The 20,230-nt window shown below is 70.5% G+C and carries 21 protein-coding genes and 1 pseudogene; 6 read left to right on the top strand and 16 right to left on the bottom strand.

The genetic code is table 11. The features are described from left to right. Window positions 1-260 precede the first annotated feature (260 nt). Window positions 261-1,139: an ATP-binding protein gene (locus OG322_RS33770; protein ID WP_123467894.1), complete on the bottom strand. Its 879-nt coding sequence runs from the start codon at window positions 1,137-1,139 to the stop codon at window positions 261-263. Window positions 1,140-1,345: 206 nt separating this feature from the next. On the opposite strand from OG322_RS33770, the pseudogene OG322_RS41715 reads away from it, so the two are divergent. Next, window positions 1,346-1,636 (top strand): annotated as a pseudogene (locus tag OG322_RS41715) (helix-turn-helix domain-containing protein); the annotation flags it as partial. A gap of 182 nt (window positions 1,637-1,818) precedes the next feature. Here OG322_RS41715 and OG322_RS33775 read toward each other — a convergent pair. Beyond that, complete coding sequence (locus OG322_RS33775) at window positions 1,819-2,058, bottom strand: hypothetical protein (protein ID WP_241200437.1); 240 nt, start codon at window positions 2,056-2,058, stop codon at window positions 1,819-1,821. Window positions 2,059-2,383: 325 nt separating this feature from the next. On the opposite strand from OG322_RS33775, the gene OG322_RS33780 reads away from it, so the two are divergent. Continuing rightward, the gene (locus tag OG322_RS33780) at window positions 2,384-2,821 is read left to right on the top strand and encodes a hypothetical protein (RefSeq protein ID WP_123467890.1); all 438 of its coding nucleotides are present in this window, start codon (window positions 2,384-2,386) and stop codon (window positions 2,819-2,821) included. A gap of 139 nt (window positions 2,822-2,960) precedes the next feature. On the opposite strand, the gene mug is transcribed toward OG322_RS33780, so the two are convergent. From mug to OG322_RS33815, 7 genes are all read right to left on the bottom strand, one after another. Continuing rightward, entirely contained in the window at window positions 2,961-3,524 is a 564-nt protein-coding gene (mug, locus tag OG322_RS33785) for a G/U mismatch-specific DNA glycosylase (protein WP_123467888.1), read from the bottom strand. A 19-nt stretch (window positions 3,525-3,543) separates the two neighbouring features. Further along, entirely contained in the window at window positions 3,544-4,986 is a 1,443-nt protein-coding gene (gene purB, locus OG322_RS33790) for an adenylosuccinate lyase (RefSeq protein ID WP_329307385.1), read from the bottom strand. A 632-nt stretch (window positions 4,987-5,618) separates the two neighbouring features. Then, window positions 5,619-6,461 (bottom strand): SGNH/GDSL hydrolase family protein, encoded by an 843-nt coding sequence (locus OG322_RS33795; protein ID WP_123467884.1) that lies wholly within the window; start codon window positions 6,459-6,461, stop codon window positions 5,619-5,621. A gap of 178 nt (window positions 6,462-6,639) precedes the next feature. After that, entirely contained in the window at window positions 6,640-7,659 is a 1,020-nt protein-coding gene (locus OG322_RS33800) for a hemolysin family protein (protein ID WP_329307386.1), read from the bottom strand. Continuing rightward, window positions 7,656-8,993, bottom strand: coding sequence for a hemolysin family protein (locus OG322_RS33805; RefSeq protein WP_123467880.1), 1,338 nt, complete (start codon window positions 8,991-8,993; stop codon window positions 7,656-7,658). Before OG322_RS33805 ends, OG322_RS33800 begins: the two co-directional genes overlap by 4 nt. A 325-nt stretch (window positions 8,994-9,318) precedes the next feature. Next, the gene (locus OG322_RS33810) at window positions 9,319-9,744 is read right to left on the bottom strand and encodes a GNAT family N-acetyltransferase (protein WP_123467878.1); all 426 of its coding nucleotides are present in this window, start codon (window positions 9,742-9,744) and stop codon (window positions 9,319-9,321) included. A gap of 84 nt (window positions 9,745-9,828) precedes the next feature. Beyond that, a complete protein-coding gene (locus tag OG322_RS33815) occupies window positions 9,829-11,109 on the bottom strand; it encodes a cytochrome P450 (RefSeq protein WP_241200438.1) in 1,281 nt (426 codons plus the stop codon). A 357-nt stretch (window positions 11,110-11,466) separates the two neighbouring features. Here OG322_RS33815 and OG322_RS33820 point away from each other — a divergent pair, with 357 nt between their 5' ends. Then, window positions 11,467-11,694, top strand: coding sequence for a hypothetical protein (locus OG322_RS33820; protein ID WP_014157595.1), 228 nt, complete (start codon window positions 11,467-11,469; stop codon window positions 11,692-11,694). Continuing rightward, entirely contained in the window at window positions 11,691-12,062 is a 372-nt protein-coding gene (locus OG322_RS33825) for a fic family toxin-antitoxin system, toxin component (RefSeq protein ID WP_123467874.1), read from the top strand. The genes OG322_RS33820 and OG322_RS33825 overlap by 4 nt, the downstream gene beginning before the upstream one ends. A gap of 92 nt (window positions 12,063-12,154) precedes the next feature. On the opposite strand, the gene OG322_RS33830 is transcribed toward OG322_RS33825, so the two are convergent. The 4 genes from OG322_RS33830 to bioB form a co-directional block, all read right to left on the bottom strand. Beyond that, window positions 12,155-12,853 carry a class I SAM-dependent methyltransferase gene (locus OG322_RS33830; protein WP_123467872.1) on the bottom strand — a complete coding sequence of 233 codons (699 nt, stop codon included), beginning with the start codon at window positions 12,851-12,853 and terminating at the stop codon, window positions 12,155-12,157. Window positions 12,854-13,040: 187 nt separating this feature from the next. Continuing rightward, window positions 13,041-13,733 (bottom strand): dethiobiotin synthase, encoded by a 693-nt coding sequence (gene bioD, locus OG322_RS33835; protein WP_123467870.1) that lies wholly within the window; start codon window positions 13,731-13,733, stop codon window positions 13,041-13,043. A gap of 1 nt (window position 13,734) precedes the next feature. Beyond that, window positions 13,735-15,039, bottom strand: a complete 1,305-nt coding sequence (locus OG322_RS33840; protein WP_123467868.1) for an adenosylmethionine--8-amino-7-oxononanoate transaminase — start codon at window positions 15,037-15,039, stop codon at window positions 13,735-13,737. Beyond that, a complete protein-coding gene (bioB, locus tag OG322_RS33845; RefSeq protein WP_123467866.1) occupies window positions 15,032-16,204 on the bottom strand; it encodes a biotin synthase BioB in 1,173 nt (390 codons plus the stop codon). The genes OG322_RS33840 and bioB overlap by 8 nt, the downstream gene beginning before the upstream one ends. A 142-nt stretch (window positions 16,205-16,346) precedes the next feature. On the opposite strand from bioB, the gene OG322_RS33850 reads away from it, so the two are divergent. Next, window positions 16,347-17,489: an 8-amino-7-oxononanoate synthase gene (locus OG322_RS33850; RefSeq protein WP_124286212.1), complete on the top strand. Its 1,143-nt coding sequence runs from the start codon at window positions 16,347-16,349 to the stop codon at window positions 17,487-17,489. A gap of 45 nt (window positions 17,490-17,534) precedes the next feature. Here OG322_RS33850 and OG322_RS33855 read toward each other — a convergent pair whose 3' ends face one another. After that, window positions 17,535-17,741, bottom strand: a complete 207-nt coding sequence (locus OG322_RS33855; protein ID WP_123467862.1) for a DUF397 domain-containing protein — start codon at window positions 17,739-17,741, stop codon at window positions 17,535-17,537. 25 nt (window positions 17,742-17,766) lie between these two features. Then, entirely contained in the window at window positions 17,767-18,627 is an 861-nt protein-coding gene (locus tag OG322_RS33860) for a helix-turn-helix domain-containing protein (protein WP_123467860.1), read from the bottom strand. Between the two features lie 202 nt (window positions 18,628-18,829). On the opposite strand from OG322_RS33860, the gene OG322_RS33865 reads away from it, so the two are divergent. After that, entirely contained in the window at window positions 18,830-19,261 is a 432-nt protein-coding gene (locus tag OG322_RS33865; RefSeq protein WP_123467858.1) for an ATP-binding protein, read from the top strand. A 25-nt stretch (window positions 19,262-19,286) separates the two neighbouring features. Here OG322_RS33865 and OG322_RS33870 read toward each other — a convergent pair whose 3' ends face one another. After that, window positions 19,287-20,204 carry a LysR family transcriptional regulator gene (locus tag OG322_RS33870; RefSeq protein ID WP_123467856.1) on the bottom strand — a complete coding sequence of 306 codons (918 nt, stop codon included), beginning with the start codon at window positions 20,202-20,204 and terminating at the stop codon, window positions 19,287-19,289. Window positions 20,205-20,230: the final 26 nt, after the last annotated feature.

Consider the following 20,230-nt stretch of genomic DNA (forward strand, 5'->3'; position numbering starts at 1 on the left):
CGTTGACCAGCGCCAATGAAGAAGTCCGGCTGGAGTACTAAGCCTGTCCGGCTGATCATGCCGGGGTGACGGCGTCTGGCACGGCACCTCGCAGCGTTCCCGAAACGACCGAACCCCTTCGATGTCAGCTCTGGCGCCTTGCGGTGCACCGCGCCGGACGCCGCGCCTTACCCGGCCCTGATCCGTCGGACAGCCGCTGGTGCTGCTCCGCGCAAGTTCGTGGAGGGCTGTCGGCAGGCGCGCTGGACACGTCGGAGGTGTCAGGCGAAGGAGAACTGTGCGGCGGCTTCGGCGGGCGTGGTTGCCTGGCGGCGTCCGGGGACATCGTGGACGGTGGTTGCGCCCTCGGAGCGGAGCTGCTCGGCGCCGGCGTCCCGGATCATGATCGTGGCGTAGGCACGGACGTCTTCGGCGGTGAGGTCCGTGCGGCGTCGCTCCGTGTACTGCTGAACGAGGTCGGTGACGGCCGGGTTGAATCGCAGCATGGTTACCGGGGCGTTGAAGCGCCTGGCGATGGCGATGAGCCGTGCGCGCGCCTGCGGTGTGACGTTCGTTGACTCGGCGACAGCGCTGCGTCCGGTAGCGAGCCTGGCGACGATCCTGCGGTCACGTTCGTCGAAGATCCGTGCGTCCGCCTCGTCGGATTCCGCTTCTGCGGGGGAGGTGCCGAAAAGCTCCGCGCGGATCTCGTCGCTGGATACCACGGCTTCCGCGTCGATCTGCCGGCGCGCGATCAGTGCCCGAACGAAGCTGGTCTTGCCCGAGGCTGGTGGGCCGACGAGGACGACGAGTCCTGCCGGCACCTGGATGGCCGGTGCGAGGGCATTGAGGTAGAGGTCGCCCGCGCAGTCGAGGGCTTCTTTTGGGGAGCCTGTGGGCAGTCCGCTGGGCAGGGTGTTGTCCCGGTAGCTGTGGTTGCTGGCCAGGTAGAGGGCGAAGCCCCAGGTGTGCAGCACGCCGGTGAAGCGCAGGCGGCACAGCGGGACGCTCTTCGCGCTGGGCAATTCGGCTGCGACGTAGGCGAATCCGGCGCGGAAGCGGACTGCGATGGCGTCCACGTACGGCCAGCGCTCGTGGGCGTGGCGGTTCAGGCGCTGGCGCAGATGGTGCTGCATCGATTCCGGGGGGTTCTTCGGCACGTGCCCATCCTGCCGGGTGCGACGGGCCGCCCGCCACGGTCATTGGCCGTGCGTGGTGAGCGAGGGGCGGGGACGGCGGTTGCGGTGTCGATCGACCGGCGAGTCCGCGAGCGGCTGTTGAGGACGGTGGCGTCGGTGAAAGTCAGATGACGAGGACGGTGGCGTTGGCGAAGTCGGAGGTGCGGGTGGTGTTGCGGGCCTGGATCGTGCTCGCGGCGGCGGACGGGCTCGCCAACGGCGCGATTGCCCGGGAACTGGAGATCAGCGTGAATATCGTGCGCAAGTGGGGCGGGCGGTTCGCCGCCCTGGGCCCGGACGGCCTGCGGGATGCCGAACGGTCGGGGCGGCCGAAGTCCTACGGATACGGACCCGACGTGCGCGTGGCGATCGAGGCCTCGATCAGCGCGCCGCCGCATCCGGGGGTGACCTGGTCACACCGGGCCATCGCCCAGCGGGTGGCAGGCACATGCTTCGCGCCACTCTCCGCCTCTCAGGTCGGCCGGATCCTGGCCGGTCTGGATCTGAAGCCGCACAAGGTCCGTGGCTGGCTCACTCGCAGGGACACCCCGATTTCTGGCAGCGAGCTGCTGGGGTGTGCGCTCTCTGTCCCGGTCCGCCCGAGGGGCGGCGTTGCTCTCGATCGACGAGAAGACCGCGATCGCCGCCCGTTTACGTCGCCTTACGTCGCCGTCCCGGCCGTCCAGCGCGCCGAGGTGAACCCGACCGGCAGGAGTTGCAGTACCGGCGCCACGGCACGGCCTCCCTCGTCGCCGCGTGCGACGTCCGCACCGGCGAGGTACTCACGGAGACGATCGTCGGCAACGACGCGGCGACCTGCACCGACTTCCTGGACCGACTCGACCGGGCGATCGCCCTCGGCGGGGAGATCCGTGTCGTGCTCGGCGACGGTTCCTCGCACACCGCCAGGCACACCAGGACATGCCTGGTGACGCATCCAACGAGACCGCCGACCCTTACCGATGGACCCACCGAAGGCACACCGCTCAAGGCCGCCTGGTCCACACCCTCCACGAACTTCCGCGGAGCAGCCCCAGGACGGCGGTGCGACGCACGACGCGCGACACCGAAGTGCTGCTGTCCCGCCGGGTCGCCGGGTCGCCGGGTCGCCGGGTCGCCGGGAACCCGGGACGCCGGGGCACTGCGGTGCGGGGCGAGGTGGCTGAAATCGGCTCAAAGTATGGAGGGAGGCTTCGGTTGTCAGTGCAGGAGGGTTTACTGACGGCATGACGAGCGCACATCAGCTCCGCCTCATCGACGGGATGCGCACCCGGGAGTTTCCAGTGGAGCGCATCCGGTCGGGCACGGGAGTCAGCGGGCCCGGCTACCACACCGCCTTCCTGCACGTGGACGACGATGGCTGGGACGAGGACGCGGCGGCGCGGCTGGAGCACCGGGCGCAGTGTCTCGCGGAGCACGATGCGCTGGTCACCTTGCTCGGTGCGCGCTGGGGGGAGCCGCAGACGATCAGTCTGTGGAGCGCGCAGGAGCGCATGATGTCCGGCGAGGTGATACCCGACCCCTGGGCCGAGACGGTTGCGGGTTGTGAATTCTTCCGGCTCTGGCACATCGAGGAACGCTGGATCGCCCTGGGTCTCTGCCTGGAGGATGACGGGCCCGGGTGCGAGCTGACCGTCGTGGTGACGGAGATAGACCCGCCGTGAGGCGCGTGGATCGCTTCAGGCGTGTGAGCGGAGGGCAGCGTCGTCCCTGCTGACCGAGGGGCACCGGGACAACTGTTTCGGCGGCCGGGCCGGTTCGGGGCGGCCGCCGGGCGCCGTACCGGTAGCAGCGCCTCGGCAGTCAGGCCCCGGCGGTGTCGGTGAGGTGGCCCGTGGCGACGGCCGTGCGGAGCCGTCCGTACTCCTCGGCCATCGTCTGAGCGGTCCAGTGGGCGTTGAGGCCGCTGGGGTTGGGCAGGGCCCAGACGTGCGCTCCGCCGATCGTCCGTTCCTGTGGTCCGATTTGGGCCCGCCGTTCACCGAAGGCCGTCCGGTAGGCCGTGATGCCGACCACCGCCAGCCACTGCGGCCGTAGCCGTTCCACCTTCGCGGTGAGGATCTCTCCCCCCGCGCGGAACTCCTCGGCGGACAGTTCGTCGGCCCGGGCCGTGGCTCTGGCGACCACATTGGTGATGCCGAGCCCGTACTGGAGCAGCTCGGACTGTTCGCAGGGCCTCAACTGCCGTGATGTGAAACCCGACCGATGGAGGACCGGCCAGAAGCGATTGCCGGGGAAGGCGAAATGGTGGCCCGTGGCACCAGTCATCAGGCTCGGATTGATTCCGCAGAACAGCACACGCAGGCCGCCCGCGACCACATCAGGAACAGTGCGGTCACGGGCGGCCTGGAGCTCATCAGGTGTCATCGTCCGTTGGCGCGGGCCATCAGAGGATGGAGCCCGGCGTGTATCCGGCGGCCTCCGGGTGCTGCTTGGTGATCTCCTCGATGCGGGAGACGAGTGCTGTGACCTGGTCGCCCGCGGCGCCCGTGAACAAGAGCTTGTCGGCCATGAGTTCGTCCAGCTGGGCACGGTCCAGCGGAATGCGCTCGTCGGCGGCCAGCTTGTCCAGCAGTTCGTTGCGCTCGGTGCCCTGCTCGCGCATGGCCAGGGCGGAAGCGACCGCGTTCTCCTTGATGGCCTCGTGGGCGACCTCACGCCCGACACCCGCGCGGACGGCACCCATCAGCACCTTCGTCGTGGCGAGGAACGGCAGGTAGCGATCCAGCTCACGGGCGACGACGGCCGGGAAGGCGCCGAACTCGTCGAGCACCGTAAGGAAGGTCTCCACCAGACCGTCGAACGCGAAGAAGGCGTCCGGCAGCGCCACCCGGCGGACCACGGAGCAGGACACATCGCCCTCGTTCCACTGGTCACCCGCCAGCTCGCCGGTCATCGACGCGTATCCGCGCAGGATCACCATCAGGCCGTTGACACGCTCGCAGGAGCGGGTGTTCATCTTGTGCGGCATCGCGGACGAGCCGACCTGGCCGGGCTTGAAGCCCTCGGTCACCAGCTCATGGCCGGCCATCAGCCGGATGGTCTTCGCGACCGAGGACGGCGCGGCGGCCAGTTGCACCAGTGCGGTTACCACGTCGTAGTCGAGCGAGCGCGGATAGACCTGGCCGACCGAGGTGAAGGCCTGCGCGAAGCCGAGGTGGCCGGCGATGCGCTGTTCCAGGTCGGCCAGCTTCCTGGCGTCGCCGCCCAGGAGGTCGAGCATGTCCTGGGCCGTGCCGACGGGCCCCTTGATGCCGCGGAGCGGATAGCGGCCCAGCAGGTCCTCAAGGCGGCCGTAGGCCACCAGCAGCTCGTCAGCCGCCGTCGCAAAGCGCTTGCCGAGCGTCGTGGCCTGCGCAGCGACATTGTGGGAGCGTCCGGCGATGACCAGTTCGCGGTACTCTCCCGCGAGCCTGCCGAGCCGGGCCAGCACGGCCACGGTGCGGTCGCGCATCAGTTCCAGGGAGAGCCGGATCTGGAGCTGTTCGACATTCTCGGTGAGGTCCCGGGACGTCATGCCCTTGTGGACCTGCTCATGGCCGGCGAGAGCGTTGAATTCCTCGATGCGGGCCTTGACGTCATGCCGGGTGACCTTCTCGCGCTCGGCGATCGAGGCCAGGTCGACCTGGTCAAGGACGCGCTCGTAATCAGCGAGAGCGGCGTCGGGTACCTCGATCCCGAGGTCCTTCTGGGCGCGCAGCACCGCCAGCCACAGCTGACGTTCCAGCTTCACCTTCTGCTCGGGGGACCAAAGGACGGCCAGCTCCGTGGAGGCGTAGCGGCCGGCCAGGACATTGGGGATGCGAGGCTTCGCAGACACAGCAGTCACGTGTCGTGATTCTACTGGCGGTTTGTGCAGGTCGGCGCCGCGGCCCGGTTTGTGGGTTGCTACGAGTGTCCGTCCGCGAGTGCCGCCCCTGGCCGCGTGGTGATGGCCGCGTGGTGATGGCCGCGTGGTGATGGCCGCGGTGGGCGCATCGCGACGCCGCGCGACTTCGGTGTCCGTTTGGCTGATCGGGCCGAAGCCCGGCTCCATGCGGTCTAGCCCGTCCGCGAAGGCCGCCATGATCTTCTTGGCCGCGAGACGTACGGCACAGCACCCCCACTGGCGTGCCCCCTCGGACCCCGCCTGGCTCTCCGGCGTCTCGATGGTGTCGCACGGCACCGGACAGCTGCCCGCCGGCGATGCGTCCAGGCAGTTGCGGAGCGGCGCCGCAGCCTCGGCCGAGTCCGCCACGCGCCCGATTACCGAGAGCACCACCACCACCGCCACCGGACGGTCAGGTCCAGCGTCCGGGCGGCCGCGCACCACATCGTCTTCGCGTCCGTCGGGCCAAGTGCACATGGCCCGTAGCCCTGGGAGCAACTCCCTTACGAGGCCAGGAGGCAGAGCCGGACCAGAGCCGGGCTCGGTTGCACGGAGGCAGAGCCGGGCGCAGTGACCCGGCGGGGGGCGGGTGGCTATTCGCCCGCGTGCACCCGTCGCCACGCGGCAACCGGGCCCGGGGCGCCGGCATCGTCAGGTGTCACCCAGAAGGCCCGGCCCTGCTCGGCGCTGAACTGCGCTCCCGTACGTCCGTCCCCCGATGAGCGGCCGGTCAGGCGTCGTCCTATCCAGGGGAACAGGTGCTCACGGGCGAAGCGCAGATCGTCGACGCGCCGGGTGGCCCAGGGCGGTAGGTCAGCCAGGGGCAGCCGCGACTGCCAGTCGTTCTCCGGGGGCAGACCCAGCGTCTGCCACACCGCCTCGGCCACCCTGCGATGTCCCTCGGCGGTCAGATGCAGCCGGTCGACATCCCACATCCGGGGGTCGCTCAGCACCTGTGCGCCGTACAGATCGACGACCTCCGCGCCATGCCGGGCAGCCAGATCGTCAACGAGGAGGAACAACTCCTCCATCCGCGGCCGGAACCGTTCCATCACGGGTCCATTGCGCCCGGGGCTGCGCATGAGCACCAGTTTCTTGCATGACGGTGCGAGGCGCTCCACGGCCTCTTCCAGCCGCTCGCGGACCATACCCATGTCGCACTTGGGGCGCAGGGTGTCGTTGAGCCCGCCGACCAGCGTCACGACATCCGCCCGCAGGCCCGCGGCGACGTCCACCTGTTCGTCGACGATCTGGCCGATGAGCTTCCCGCGCACGGCGAGGTTGGCGTAACGGAATCCGGGAGTCCGGGCTGCGAGCCGGGTGGCGAGCAGGTCGGCCCAGCCCCGGTACGAACCGTCGGGCAGCCGGTCCGACATGCCCTCGGTGAACGAGTCGCCGATCGCGACGAGACTGGTGTAGGTGGCATTCATTTCCATGGCGATGCGATCGTATCGCGGGGCCGCCCGGCCTCTCCCTGACGGCCGGGGCGGAAGGGGCATGGCCCGGGCCCGAACCCGGGTACAGCGGGCCCGACCCTGAACCACGGCCCAGGGCCGGAAGGTCCGGGTCCAGACCGGGACGCAGCCCCAGCCCTGGACCCGGACCCCTCGGGGATCAGCGAGCCTGCGGCCGTCCCACGAGTTCCCGGAGCACGTCCTCCATGGTCACCATTCCGGCCAGCCGGTTTTCCTCGTCGACGACCGCCGCAAGGTGCGTACGGCTGCGCCGCAGCGCGGTCAGTACGTCGTCGAGCGGCGTGGACGCCCGTACTCGAGCGATCGGCCGCATCGCCGTCACCGGGAACGGCACATCGCGGGGCGTGACATCGAGGGCGTCCTTCACATGGAGGTAGCCCAGGATCCGCTGTTCACTGTCCATCACCGGGAAACGCGAGAACCCGGTCTCGGAGGAGAGCCGCTCCAGCTCCTCGGGGGTCGTTCCGACCCTCGTGTACATCACCCGGTCCACCGGCAGCACCACATCGCGCACGGGCCGGCGGCCCAGCTCCAGCGCGTGGTGCAGCCGCTCCGCCGCCCGGTCGTCGACCAGTCCGGCATCCCCCGCGTCCTTGACCAGACGGGCGAGCTCGTCGTCCGAGAAGGTGGCCGAGACCTCGTCCTTGGTCTCCACCCGCAGCAGTTTCAGCAGAGCGTTGGCGAAGGCGTTGATCGCGAAGATCACCGGACGCAGTGCCCGGGCCAGCGTCACCAGCGGCGGACCGAGCAGGAGCGCGGTCCGCACGGGCTCGGCGAGCGCGATGTTCTTCGGCACCATCTCGCCCAGCAGCATGTGCAGATAGGTCGCCACGGACAGCGCGATCACGAACGAGATCGGATGGATCAGCCCGTGCGGCATGCCCACGGCGTTGAAGACCGGCTCCAGCAGATGGGCGATGGCCGGTTCCGCGACGATACCGAGGACCAGGGTGCACAGTGTGATGCCCAGCTGCGCCGCGGCGAGCAGCGCGGAGACGTGTTCCAGTCCCCAGATGACGCTGCGCGCACGCCGGTTCCCGTCCTCCGCCTGCGGCTCGATCTGACTGCGCCGTACGGAGATGAGGGCGAACTCCGCACCGACGAAGAAGGCGTTCACGACCAGAGTCATCAGGCCGATGAAGAGCTGTACGGCGGTCATCGATCGTCCTCCGCGGGCTCGTCGGAGCCGGGCAGCGGCGCGTGCAGCAGTGCCCGTGCGGCGCGGCGCCCGGAGGCGTCCACCACGTCGAGCCGCCAGCCGGCGAACTCGACCGAATCACCCACGGTGGGGATCCGGCCCACCTCCGAGGCAATCAGCCCGGCAAGGGTCTCGTACGGTCCGTCCGGCACTCTCAGTCCGATCCTCTTCAGCTGATCGGTCCGGGCCGCGCCGTCGGCCGACCACAGGGTGCGTCCGTCGGCGTCCTCACCGGCCGGTGCGAGATCCGGCGTCTCGTGCGGGTCGTGCTCGTCCCGCACCTCGCCGACGACTTCCTCGACGATGTCCTCCAGTGTCACGACGCCGGCCGTGCCGCCGTACTCGTCGATGACGACCGCCATGGCGAGCTTGCCGGAGAGCCGGTCCAGCAACCGGTCCACGGTCAGCGTCTCCGGTACGAGCAGCGGCTCGCGCAGCATGTCGGCGATCCGCTTACGGGGTCGCTGTTCGGCGGGGATCGCCAGCACGTCCTTGATGTGGGCGACGCCGACGACGGTGTCGAGGCTGCCCCGGTACACGGGGAACCGGGACAGCCCGGTCGCCCGGGTGGCGTTGGCGACGTCCTCCGCCGTGGCCCGGAGTTCCAGTGCGGTGACCTGGACCCGCGGGGTCATCACGTTTTCCGCGGTGAGCTCCGACAGATTGAGGGTGCGAACGAAGAGTTCGGCGGTGTCCGCCTCCAGAGCGCCGGCCTTGGCGGAGTGCCGGGCCAGGGCCACCAGCTCCTGGGGGCTGCGGGCCGTTGCCAGCTCCTCGGCGGGCTCGAGCCCGAAACGGCGCACTATCCGGTTGGCCGTGTTGTTGAGGTGGCTGATGAAGGGCCGGAAAACGGCGGTGAAGGCCCGCTGCGGGGTCGCCACGGTCTTCGCGACCGCGAGCGGCGAGGAGATCGCCCAGTTCTTCGGGACGAGCTCGCCGACGACCATCAGGAACACGGTGGACAGGGCGGTACCGATGACCAGTGCCACGGACGACGACACGCTGGATGACAGCCCGACGGCCTCGAGCGGTCCCCGGATCAGTTTCGCGATCGAGGATTCGGAGAGCATGCCGACCACAAGGTTGGTGACGGTGATGCCGAGCTGGGCCCCGGAGAGCTGGAAGGTGAGGCTGCGCACCGCCTTCATGGCGCTCGATGCGCCACGTTCACCCTGCTCCACGGCCCGTTCGAGCTGGCCGCGGTCGACCGTGGTCAGGGAGAACTCCGCGGCGACGAAGGCGCCGCAGGCAAGGGAGAGCAGTACCGCCACGAGCAGCAGAAGCACTTCGATCATCGGTTCACCTCCGTCCCATGATCGGACAGGGGCAGGGGGATCGCTCGGTATCGGCGATGTCGGCTACGGCTACTGGGAGGCTCGCCCATGGACGGACGCTCACACCTTTCGTAAGGATCGGCAGGGGAGCACCTATGGTAAAGGATCGGCAAAGTTGCTCGCAGCTCCCCGGCCGGTACCTCGGCTCCCCGTCCATTTCACCAGGTGCGCGCAACCCCGCAGGGCCGGGCAGCGTGCCGGAGCCGGAGCCGGAGCCGGAGCCGGAGCCGGAGCCGGAGCGGTTGCCGTCGCCGACGGCCCACGTACGTCACGCAGGCCTCGCCCCTCACCCCCGCAGTGGCTTCACCCAGCGTCGCCAGTGGTCCTCGCGGTGGTAGCCGGCCGCGTCCCAGGTGTGGTGGGCGGACTCGTTGGCCTCCAGGACCATGGCGTCGACACGTCGTCCGCCGAGCGCGGCGAACCGCTGTTCCGCCGCTTCCATCAGAGCGGTGGCGATGCCTTGCCGGCGGCAGTCCGGGGCAACGGCCAGCCGGTAGGCGGAGCACCGCCACCCGTCGAAACCGGCAATGACGGTTCCGACCAGGACCCCGTCACGCTCCGCGAGGAGCAGGGCTTCGGGGTCTCGTGCGACGAGCCGTCCCACCCCGTCGCGGTCGTCGCTGATGCTCGTTCCCTCTGCCGCCGCGCGCCAGAATCGCAGCACGGAGTCGATGTCCGTGGAGGTGGCGTGACGGATGTGGATATCACTCATCGGGTGAGCCAAGCAGAATGCCACTCCGTACAGCGAGCGAATTCCGACCCGGTCACGCCCCACGGATGTGCACCCGCACCGGCCTCAGCTCAGGTGTACCGGCAGCGACTCGATGCCGTAGACGATCGACAGCTTGCGGAAGGCGAGATCCTGCGGCGGCACAGCGAGCCGCATACCGGGAAACCGCCGGACCAGAGCCGGGTAGGCCGAGCGCAGTTCCATCCGCGCCAGTTCGGCGCCGATGCAGCGGTGGATGCCGTGGCCGAAGGCGAGATGTCCTGCCGGGGTGGTGCGGTCCGGGTCGAAGCGGCCGTCGTCCATGACGTACGACTCGTCCCGGTTGGCGCCGCTCAGGGAGCAGAGCACCATGTCCCCGCGCGGAATGACGGCCCCGGCTATCTCGATGTCCTCACGGGCGAACCGGGGGAAGGCGAGCTGTACGGCGGAGAGGTAGCGCAGCACCTCTTCGACGAACGGCGCGGTCATGGTGTCGTCCGTACGCAGCCGAGTGAGGACGTCCTCGTTCTGCAGCAGTACGAGGGAGCCGAGCGCGATCGTGCTGGCCGTCGTCTCGAACCCGCCGGTGAGCACGCCGTCGGCGAGGCCCGCGAGTTCCTCGTCGTCGACGCTGTCGCCGTGCTCCCGCACGATCATGCCGAGCAGACCGTCACCCGGCTTCGCTCGCTGCGCCCTGACGACCTCCCTGAAGTAGTCCAGTGATGCGGACATGGCGCCGAAGGGCGCGGTGGTTCCGCCGAAGAGGTCGAAGCGGTCCATGGCCAGCTGCTGGAAGTCGTCGCGGTCCTTGTAGGGCACGCCGAGCAGTTCGCAGATGGTGAGGGAGGGTATGGGCAGCGCGAACTCGTGCACCAGGTCGACCGGGCCCCGCACCGCCTCCATCGCGTCGAGGCGCTCCTCGACGATGGCATCGATCCTGGGAGTCAGGCGGCGGAGCCGGCGCATCGTGAACTCAGGGGTGAGGATGCGGCGCAGCCGCGTGTGCACGGGCGGATCGCTGAACCCGAGTCCGCCGGGGCTCTGAGTGGCGGCGATCCCGGCATTCGTGGCGAGATGGGCGAAGTCCGTGCTGAAACCTTCGGCGGAGCCGAGTACGGCCTTCGATTCCTCGTACCCGGTGACCACCCAGGCGTCCATGCCGAACGGCAGCGAGACCTTGGACACCGGAGCGGCCGCTCGGGCGCCGGCCAGTTGCCGGACCGGGTCCAGGCCGTCCCTGCGCAGCAGCATCAGTAGATCCTCGGGCAGCAGCCTGATCGTGGAGGACCCGATTCCGTGCTTCTGAATCCTGGCCAGGTAGCTACGGCCGAACCTGGCGGTGATACGAGAACGGAACGTCGTACTCAATGTGCACTCCATGAGTCGTCGCGGGATCTGGACGGTTGGCACGCACTTCGGCGCCGGGCCTTGCCCAACCGCGCAGACGTCGCCTGCCTGACCTGGAATTATGACTACTTGTTCGGACGAGGGGGTGATCGGGTGGGGTATCCGTCGGTCACCTTCCGACCGTAGGCGTGCGACGGCGCCGACGCCTGTGCCCGGCCGGCCTGCGGGGATGAGCGCGGCGGCCTGCCGAGATGCGCCGGGCGGCCGGGACGCGGCGCGCCGCTGCACGGTCCGACGGCGTGCGATCCGTCGTCGGGCCGCGGTCGTCCGCGCCGGTTCCCCTTGCCGATGCTAGCGATCTCGCGCTAGCTTGATGGGGTGCCCAAGACTCAGCTGAACGTACGAGTGGACGAGGCCACCGCCGAGGCCGCGCGGCAACGCGCGCTCCAGAGGGGGATGAGCGTGAACCGTTACATAGAGGAGCTCGTCAAACAGGATGCGGGCGAGGTGGGACACACCTTCGTCGAAGCAGCCGCCGACTTCATGAAGCAGTACGAATCGGTGTTCGCCGAGGAGTTCGGCCCGGAGCGCGAAGGCACCCGTTGAATCTCCGGATCCATCTTTCCTGGCTGCTCATGGTCGCCGAGCACAAGACCCCCGGCGACCCTCAGGTCACCGATTGGGGCGCACTCGTCGCCGCCGTCGCCCGGCACGAGGCGGAGATCTTCGGCAGCCCCGTCTACAGCGATCCGCACTCCAGGGCGGCGTCACTGCTGCAGTTGCTGCTGCACGTGCCCGCGCTGGAACGGTCCAACGCGATGTTTGCCTCCGCCGTGGCCTATAGCTATCTCGTCGCGTCGGGACTGAAGGTCATCACCTCACCCGAGCAGGTGCGCGACCTGGCGCTGCTGGTCAAGGAGGGCAAGGCGGACGTTCGCGCCATCGCCGACGAGCTACGCCAGTGGAGCCTGTGAGCGGCTGACCGCCCCCGGCGGCAGGGGGCCGGGTCCGCGGAGGCCTGGGGCTCGTGACCCGGTACGGACACGGCGTCCGAGGCCTCGCGCGGTCAGCGGGGCGCGGAACGCCCCTGCTCCTGCGCTGCGGGCCGTCGGGCCACGCCCAGCACGCAGGCGGACGTGGGGAGCCGGACACCGGCCTCGGGAATGCGGATGCCCCGATGGGTCTCCACCACGAATCCGGCCGCCTCGATCGCGGCCAGCGCGTCGCGTGACGTGTGACAGCCACCGGTCAGCAGCGGCCAGACGGTCCGGTCCAGGACCCGCTGGGTGGCGGCCATGGCCCTGTCGTCGGCCCGCACGTGTTCGAAGAAGCGCAGCTCACCGCCCGGCCGCAGGACCCGCCGGAGCTCCGCGAGCGACCGCCGCACGTCCCGTACGGTGCACAGCACCAGCGAGGCGACGGCAGCGTCGAACGTCTCGTCCCGCACCGGCAGCGCCTCCGCCGTACCCGGTACGACATTCACCGGGATTCCGGCGCCGAGCGCGGACCGTACCGCCAACTGCCGCAGTGTGCGCTCCGGTTCGACCGCCACCACCTCGGAGACCGTGGGCGGGTAATGGGCGAAGTTGAGGCCGTTGCCCGCCCCGATCTCGATGACCCGCCCCGAGAGCCCGGACAGCAGCTCCGCCCGCACCCCGGCGATGCCCGCGCTGGTCTCCGCGGCCACGCTCATCCGGGCGTAGCAGCGGGCGAAGACGGGATGGTGCACCGTGTCCTCAGGAGTCTTCGTGCTCCGCAACCGCATGACGGACCTCCTCGGCATGGCAGAACTCCTCGACGGGACGGACTTCCCCGACATGGCCGGCGAGCGGGAACCGGGGCGACTGGTGCGCGCCGGCCCGGTTCGCTCGACCGGTCAGGTTCGCCTGCCCCGATTCTGCCCCGTTTCGATCCGTCCCACTTCGATCCGTCCGGCCGATCCGCCCGCTCTGTCAGTCGTCGGACGGACGGACCCCGCCCAGCTGTGCGGCCAGCCAGCTCCCGGCCCGTGCACGGAACTCCGCGGGCCGCAGCGATCCCGCACCCGCCGGGACCACGCCCAGCAGAGGTGCCCCCGCGGCCACCGGGAGATCCGTCAGATTGCAGCGCTCCGCCAGATCCGGTTCGGCGGGCATGCTGCCGACCACCACTCCGAGGCAGTCGAGTCCCCGGGCGCGCAGTGCCTCCGCGGTCAGGGCCGTGGAGTTGAGTGTGCCGAGCCCGGCCGGCGCCACCACGAGGACCGGCGCCGACAGCAGCCGGGCCGCATCCGCCAGCGTGGCCCCGTCGTCGTCGAACCGTACGAGCAGCCCGCCCGCGCCCTCGACCAGGACGAGATCGTGCTCGGCCGCCAGTTTCTCGGCCGCCTCGGCCACCTCGTACGGGCGCACTGGCGCGAGCCCGGCCCGTCTGGCGGCCGTGGCGGGCGCCAACGGTTCGGGGAAACGGGCCAGTTCGACTGCCGTCACGTGGCCGCCCGCCAGTCGCGCGACCTCGGCGGCGTCGCCCGGCTCACCCGGCGCCAGACCCGTCTGGGCCGGTTTGAGCACGGCCACCCGACGGCCCGCCGAGGCCGCCGCCACGGCCGCGGTCACGATCGTCTTGCCGATCTCCGTGCCGGTTCCCGTCACCACCAGAACGTTCATCTCAGCCCTCCCGCGCCGCAGCGCACACCGCGCGGCAGATCCGTGCCACATCGTCGTCGCCGGTCACATACGGCGGCATGGTGTAGACGAGATCGCGGAACGGCCGCAGCCACACGCCCTCGCGCACCGCCGCCCGGGTAGCGGCAGCCATGTCCACCTCGTGATCGAGCTGTACGACGCCGATGGCACCGAGCACCCGCACGTCCCGGACGCCGGGCAGTCCGGCCGCGGCGGACAGTCCGTCGCGCAGCCCGGCTCCGATCCGCTTGACCTCCTGCTCCCAGTCCTGGCCGAGCAACAGGTCGATGGAGGCGCAGGCCACCGCCGAGGCGAGCGGATTGCCCATGAACGTCGGGCCGTGGGCGAGCACCGGCACCTCACCGCGTGAGATGCCCTCGGCCACCGCTGTCGTGCACAGCGTCGCGGCCATCGTCAGATAGCCGCCGGTCAGGGCCTTGCCCACGCACATCACATCGGGTGAGACCCCGGCGTGTTCCGCGGCGAAGAGCTTCCCCGTACGGCCGAATCCGGTGGCGATCTCGTCGAACACCAGCAGCACACCGTGCGCGTCGCACGCCTCGCGCAGTACGCGCAGATAGGCCGGCGAGTGGAACCGCATCCCGCCGGCCCCTTGCACCACCGGCTCCACGATCACCGCGGCCAGTTCATCGGCGTGGTGCGCGATCAGTTCCCGCAGATGCGTCGCGTACGCGGCATCCGGCTCCGCGTCGAAGCCGGCGGGGGGCTCGTCCGCGAAGACCTGCCTCGGCAGCGCCCCCGACCACAGCTCGTGCATGCCGCCCTCGGGGTCACACACCGACATGGGCTGCCAGGTGTCCCCGTGGTAGCCCCCGCGCCAGGTCAGCAGCCGTTGCTTGGCGGGCCGGCCGGCCGAACGCCAGTACTGCAGGCACATCTTCACGGCGACCTCGACCGAGACCGAGCCGGAGTCGGCGAGGAAGACGTGCCGCAACGGTTCCGGGGTGATCTCGACCAGCCGGGCCGCCAGCCGCACGGCGGGCTCATGGGTGAGCCCGCCGAACATCACATGGCTCATCCGGTCCAGCTGGCCGCGCGCCGCCTCGTTGAGCACCGGATGGTTGTAGCCGTGCACGGCCGACCACCAGGACGACATGCCGTCGACCAACTCGTGCTGCCCGTGGGCCGGTTCGGCGAGCCGGAGCCGTACCCCGGACGCGGACTCCACGACCAGCGGCTCCTGCCGGCCCGGCATCGGGCCGTACGGGTGCCAGACGTGGGCCCGGTCCAGTGCGCGCAGATCGGCGGGGGAGAGCGGCTCAGGCATTGGGTGCGAGATCCGTCCCCGCGCCGCGACGGCGGACCGCCACCAGATCCGTGCGTGCCGCGGAGGCCTGCGCGGGTTCCGCGGGAGCGGCCTCCGCTTCCGGCCCGTCGCCGCAGGGCGCGCACCCGCCGGAGTGCGAACCGCAGCCGCCGCCCGTCTCCGCGCGGTGCCGGGGGAGCGTGGTCGTACCCGCTCCCTCGACCTCGAAACCGGCGTCCGCGATCATGTCGAGGTCGGCCTGCCCGGCCTGGCCCTCGCTCGTCAGATAGTCGCCCAGGAAGATCGAGTTGACCAGGTGCAGGGCGAGCGGCTGCATCGAGCGCAGATGCACCTCGCGCCCGCCCGCGAGCCGTACCTCCACATCCGGGCAGACGAACCGCACCATCGCCAGGATCCGCAGGCAGCGCTGCGGCGTCAGGTTCCACTCCTTGGCGAGCGGGGTCCCCTCGAACGGGATCAGGAAGTTGACCGGCACCGAGTCGGGGTCCAGTTCGCGCAGCGCGAAGACGACATCGACCAGATCGGAGTCGCTCTCACCCATTCCGGCGATCAGCCCCGAGCAGGCGGAGAGACCGGCCGCCTGCGCCTGGTGCACCGTCTCCACCCGGTCCGCGTAGGTGTGGGTGGTCGTGATCTCCCCGTACGTCCCCTCGGACGTGTTGAGGTTGTGGTTGTACGCGTCGGCCCCGGCGGACCGCAGCCGGCCGGCCTGCCCGTCGGAGAGCAGACCGAGGCAGGCGCAGACCTCGACGCCCTCGTTCTGTTCCTTGATCGCCTCGATGGTCTGCGACACCCGGTCGACATCGCGGTCGGTCGGACCCCGGCCGCTGGCCACCAGACAGACGCGCTTGGCGCCGCCCGCCACCCCGGCGGCGGCCGCCTTCGACGCCTCGTCGGGCTTCAGCCAGGTGTACTTGAGGATCTCGGCCTTGGAGCCCAGCCGCTGCGAACAGTACGAGCAGTCCTCGGGGCAGAGCCCCGACTTCAGATTGACCAGATAGTTCAGCTTCACGCGCCGCCCGAACCACTGGCGGCGCACCTTTCCGGCTGCGGCCACCACATCAAGCAGATCGTCGTCCGGGGTGGCCAGTACGGCGAGCGCTTCTTCACGGGTCGGCAGCTCGCGCCGCAGACCCTTGTCCGCCAGCGTGTTCAGGAGGTCCATGGCGACGATCCTGACGCACGGCACGCCTCCGAGCCAAGGAAGAACCTAACAACAGTGAGGCCTGAGGGTGTGTGCATGGCCACACCCTGTCCGGCTTCGCCCCCGGTTAAGGTCTGTGAGTTGCCTACAAATGGGACCGCACATGCCCTTCGCCCCGTTCGACTGGATCGATGACGAGGCCCGCCGTCGCGCGGACACCGGACTCGTCCGGACGCTCCGGCCCCGGCCCGCCGAAACGGAACTGCTGGATCTCGCGAGCAACGACTACCTCGGCCTGACCAGACACCCTGAGGTGACCGCGGCAGCGGCCGACGCGGCGCGCCGCTGGGGTGCGGGGGCCACCGGGTCCCGGCTGGTCACCGGTTCCACCGCACTGCACGCCGAGCTCGAACAGGAACTGGCCGATTTCTGCGGATTCCAGGCGGCCCTCGTGCTGTCCTCCGGCTACGCGGCCAACCTCGCCGCCCTCACCGCCCTCACCGGCCGGGGCTCCCTGATCGTGTCGGACGCGGGCAACCACGCCTCGATCGTCGACGGCTGCCGGCTCTCCCGGGCCGAGACCGCCGTCGTGCCGCACGCCGACCCGGCGGCCGTGCGCAAGACGCTGCACGCGCACGACGGCAGGGCGCTGGCGGTCACCGACTCGGTCTTCTCCGTCGACGGCGACGCCGCGCCACTGGCCGCACTGGCCGAGGTCTGCCGCGACGAGGGCGCCGCGCTGCTCGTCGACGACGCGCACGGCCTGGGGGTGCTCGGGGAAGGCGGGCGCGGCGCGCTCGCGGCCGCCGGCCTCGCGGGCGGCGACGGCGTCGTCGCCACGCTCACCCTCTCCAAGTCCCTGGGCAGCCAGGGCGGCGCGGTCCTCGGCCCCGCCCGGGTCATCGACCACCTGGTCAACACGGCCCGTACGTTCATCTTCGACACCGGGCTCGCCCCGGCCGCCGCCGGCGCCGCACTGGGCAGCCTCCGGCTGCTGCGCCGCGAACCGGAACGAGCGGGCCGGGCCCGTACGGTCGCCACCGCGCTGTACGAGCAGCTGACGGCCGCCGGTCTGACCGCCGTACGGCCGGACGCGGCCGTGGTCTCGGTACGCGCGCCGTCGGCCGACGCCGCGGTCCGCTGGGCGGCCGACTGCCGTACGGCCGGTATGGCGGTCGGGTGCTTCCGGCCGCCCTCGGTACCGGACGGCGTCTCCCGGCTGCGGCTGACGGCGCGCGCGGACCTGACGGACGAGCAGATCACGACCGCGGTCGCGATCGTACGGCGGACCGCTCCGGACGCCTGAGACGGCATGGCCGTCGTCCGGCGCCGTGACCGGTCCGCCGTCGCGTCAGCGGACCGAGCGGAGGCTCAGACCGGAGACGAAGGAGGTCCAGGCCGCGGCCGAGAACTGCAACGGTGGCCTGGACACATCCTTGGAGTCGCGCACGGCCAGCCGCCTGCCGTCGAACGGCGCGGCTTCCACGCAGTTGTTCATTCCCGTGCTGCGGCTGCTGCGCCGCCACCGTAACGCGTGCTGTGCGAGGCAATCCGACATGACGCCCCCCTCGGGCAGTCCGTAGTTACTGACCGGCGCGGTCGATCGCGGCGATCAGGTCCAACGAGTGCTCCGGCGACAGCGCGTGCGCCTGCAGAGTGCGGAATGCCGAGCTGTACGCCTCGAGGTCTTCTTTCCGCTCCAGGTAGAGGCTACTCGTCAAATGGTCAAGAACGACCACATCTAGATCAGAAATGCTCGGAAAGGAGAAGATAACGAAAGGTCCGGTGAGGCCGACATAGCCGCCGACCGAGAAGGGCAGCAACTGAAGATTCACATGCGGTAGTTGGGCCAGCCGGACGAGATGGCGCAACTGCTCCCTCATCACCCGCCGGCCGCCGACCGCGCGCCTCAGCACCGCCTCGTCGAGCACCGCGCTCAGCCGCAGCGGCGGATCGCTCCGGAGCACCCCCTGCCGGGCGAGCCGCACCTCCACCAGCGAGTCCAGCTGGCCGGCCGGCAGCCCGTCGAGCGCGGCCCGGGTCACCGCCCGTGCGTAGTCGGCGGTCTGCAACAGGCCGGGCACCACCGAGGTCTCCAGCGTGCGGGCGGTGCGCGCCTGGGACTCCAGGCTGATGAAGTCGCGGTACTGGGGCGGGATGAGGCCGCGGTAGGCGTGCCACCAGCCCGCGCCGCCACCGCCCGCCGAACCGGCGAGCGCCTTCAGGACCTTCCGCAACTGCGGGTCGTCCACGGCGTACGTGTCCAGCAGCCGGGTGACATCGCCGGCCCGCACCCCACTGACACCCGTCTCGATCCGGCTCACCTTCGACTGGTGCCAGCCGAGCAGCTGCGCGGCGTCCCGGCTGGTGAGTCCTGATGCATGGCGCAGACTCCGCAGCTCCTCCCCGAGCTTGCGGCGCCGCACCGCAGGGCCGTGCTGCATGTGGTGCCTCCCTCCCTCTCCCTGCCGAGCGGACAGTGTGCCGCTCCCGCACGGCATCGGGGGAAGAGTTCACCGCTTTGAGCGACAGATATATGCATATCTTGGTGGATCGTCGTTACAGAGGGCAGCATCAATGGCAATCTGGCGCGAAGCACAGCGGACCGATCGCGGGTCGTTCCGGGTGGGAAAGGGGCGGCCGGCCATGGCGGACCATCAAGAGGCAAGCGTCACTCTGCCGAGCGAGGCGGTCTCGGTCTCCGCGGCCCGGAGGTATGTGGCCCGGGTACTGGCCGAATGGGGACTGTCCGACGGGAGCGAGTCCGCGGACACCATCCGGCTGATCGTCTCGGAGCTCGCGACCAACGCGGTCCAGCACACGTTCGGCCAGTCGCCCACCTTCACCGTGGACCTCCGGCTGGAGCGCGAGGAACAGCTGCACCTCGGGGTGACGGACAGTCACCCCCGCTGGCCCCAGCGGCTGCCCGCCGCCGTCCAGCAGGACAACGGGCGCGGCATGGTGATCATCCGTTCCCTGGCCAAGGAGTACGGTGGCCGGCTGACCGTCACACCCACCGCCGACGGCGGCAAGACCGTCTGGATCGTCCTCCCCTGGAACGTCCCCGTCCAGAGCTGACCGGACCCGCGCATCGCCGCCCGGGTCACTGCGGTGCGGCGGCCCGTCCGAACCCGCTCCGCAACAGGGCCCGCAGAGTCGCCGCCGCGGCGCTCGACCGGTCACCGCGGTGCACCACCGAGATCGTCCGGCGGAACGCGGCGGGATCCAGCCTCCGTACGGACAGCGGCGTCGGCGACATCGCCGCGACCATCTCGGGAACCACCGCGATCCCGATGCCCGCGCTGACCAGGGCGCACACCAGCGCATAACCGGGCGACTCGCAGACCACCGCGGGCAGTGCGCCCGCCTCGGCCAGGGCACTCTCCACGCCGCGCCGCGGCGGATGCGTGGGCGCGCTGCTGATCAGCGGCCGGCCCGCGAGGTCCGTCACCGGAAGCCGCCCGCTGCCGTCGGCCAGGACCTGCCCGACGGCGGTGATCAGCACCAGTTCCTCGACCAGCAGGGGCTCGGCACTGACGCCCGAGGGCAGCGGCGTCGCGGCGGCCGGTTCGTACGCGTGCGTCAGCGCGAGATCGACCTCGCCCGCCGCCACCGCCGCCACCCCGCCCGGCGGCTCGTACTCCGTGACGACCAGCTCCACATCCGGGTGCGCCCGGCGGAAGGCGCTCAGCACGGGAGGCAGCAGATGGATGCCGGCCGTGGTGAAGGTGCCGACTCGCAGGCGTCCTCCGGAGAGTCCGGCGAGACGGGCCAGCTCGTGGCGGGCCTGGTCCATCTCGTCCAGGACCCGCCGAGCCCGGCCGGCGAGCAGCTCGCCCGCGGCGGTGAGACGGGCGCCCCGGTGGTGCCGGACCAGCAGCGCGGCACCGGCCTCCCGCTCCAGCTTGGCGAGCTGCTGGGAGAGCGCGGGGGCCGTGTAGCCCAGGCGGGCGGCGGCCCGGGTGATCGAACCGGCCTCGGCGACCGCCACCAGCGCCGCGAGCCGTGTCGGGTCGTACATTAAGCATTCCTTTTGGCAGACCCATA

Origin of the sequence: Streptomyces sp. NBC_01260, assembly GCF_036226405.1 — a bacterium.
Classification (GTDB): domain Bacteria; phylum Actinomycetota; class Actinomycetes; order Streptomycetales; family Streptomycetaceae; genus Streptomyces; species Streptomyces laculatispora.

Bases quoted from the DNA above. Each gene is read 5' to 3' on its own strand.
- OG322_RS33780 (WP_123467890.1), top strand. From the start codon at position 2,384: ATGACGAGCGCACATCAGCTCCGCCTCATCGACGGGATGCGCACCCGG.
- mug (WP_123467888.1), bottom strand. From the start codon at position 3,524: ATGACACCTGATGAGCTCCAGGCCGCCCGTGACCGCACTGTTCCTGAT.
- OG322_RS33795 (WP_123467884.1), bottom strand. From the start codon at position 6,461: ATGGAAATGAATGCCACCTACACCAGTCTCGTCGCGATCGGCGACTCG.
- OG322_RS33800 (WP_329307386.1), bottom strand. From the start codon at position 7,659: ATGACCGCCGTACAGCTCTTCATCGGCCTGATGACTCTGGTCGTGAAC.
- OG322_RS33805 (WP_123467880.1), bottom strand. From the start codon at position 8,993: ATGATCGAAGTGCTTCTGCTGCTCGTGGCGGTACTGCTCTCCCTTGCC.
- OG322_RS33810 (WP_123467878.1), bottom strand. From the start codon at position 9,744: ATGAGTGATATCCACATCCGTCACGCCACCTCCACGGACATCGACTCC.
- OG322_RS33830 (WP_123467872.1), bottom strand. From the start codon at position 12,853: ATGCGGTTGCGGAGCACGAAGACTCCTGAGGACACGGTGCACCATCCC.
- bioD (WP_123467870.1), bottom strand. From the start codon at position 13,733: ATGAACGTTCTGGTGGTGACGGGAACCGGCACGGAGATCGGCAAGACG.
- OG322_RS33840 (WP_123467868.1), bottom strand. From the start codon at position 15,039: ATGCCTGAGCCGCTCTCCCCCGCCGATCTGCGCGCACTGGACCGGGCC.
- bioB (WP_123467866.1), bottom strand. From the start codon at position 16,204: ATGGACCTCCTGAACACGCTGGCGGACAAGGGTCTGCGGCGCGAGCTG.
- OG322_RS33850 (WP_124286212.1), top strand. From the start codon at position 16,347: ATGCCCTTCGCCCCGTTCGACTGGATCGATGACGAGGCCCGCCGTCGC.
- OG322_RS33855 (WP_123467862.1), bottom strand. From the start codon at position 17,741: ATGTCGGATTGCCTCGCACAGCACGCGTTACGGTGGCGGCGCAGCAGC.
- OG322_RS33860 (WP_123467860.1), bottom strand. From the start codon at position 18,627: ATGCAGCACGGCCCTGCGGTGCGGCGCCGCAAGCTCGGGGAGGAGCTG.
- OG322_RS33865 (WP_123467858.1), top strand. From the start codon at position 18,830: ATGGCGGACCATCAAGAGGCAAGCGTCACTCTGCCGAGCGAGGCGGTC.
- OG322_RS33870 (WP_123467856.1), bottom strand. From the start codon at position 20,204: ATGTACGACCCGACACGGCTCGCGGCGCTGGTGGCGGTCGCCGAGGCC.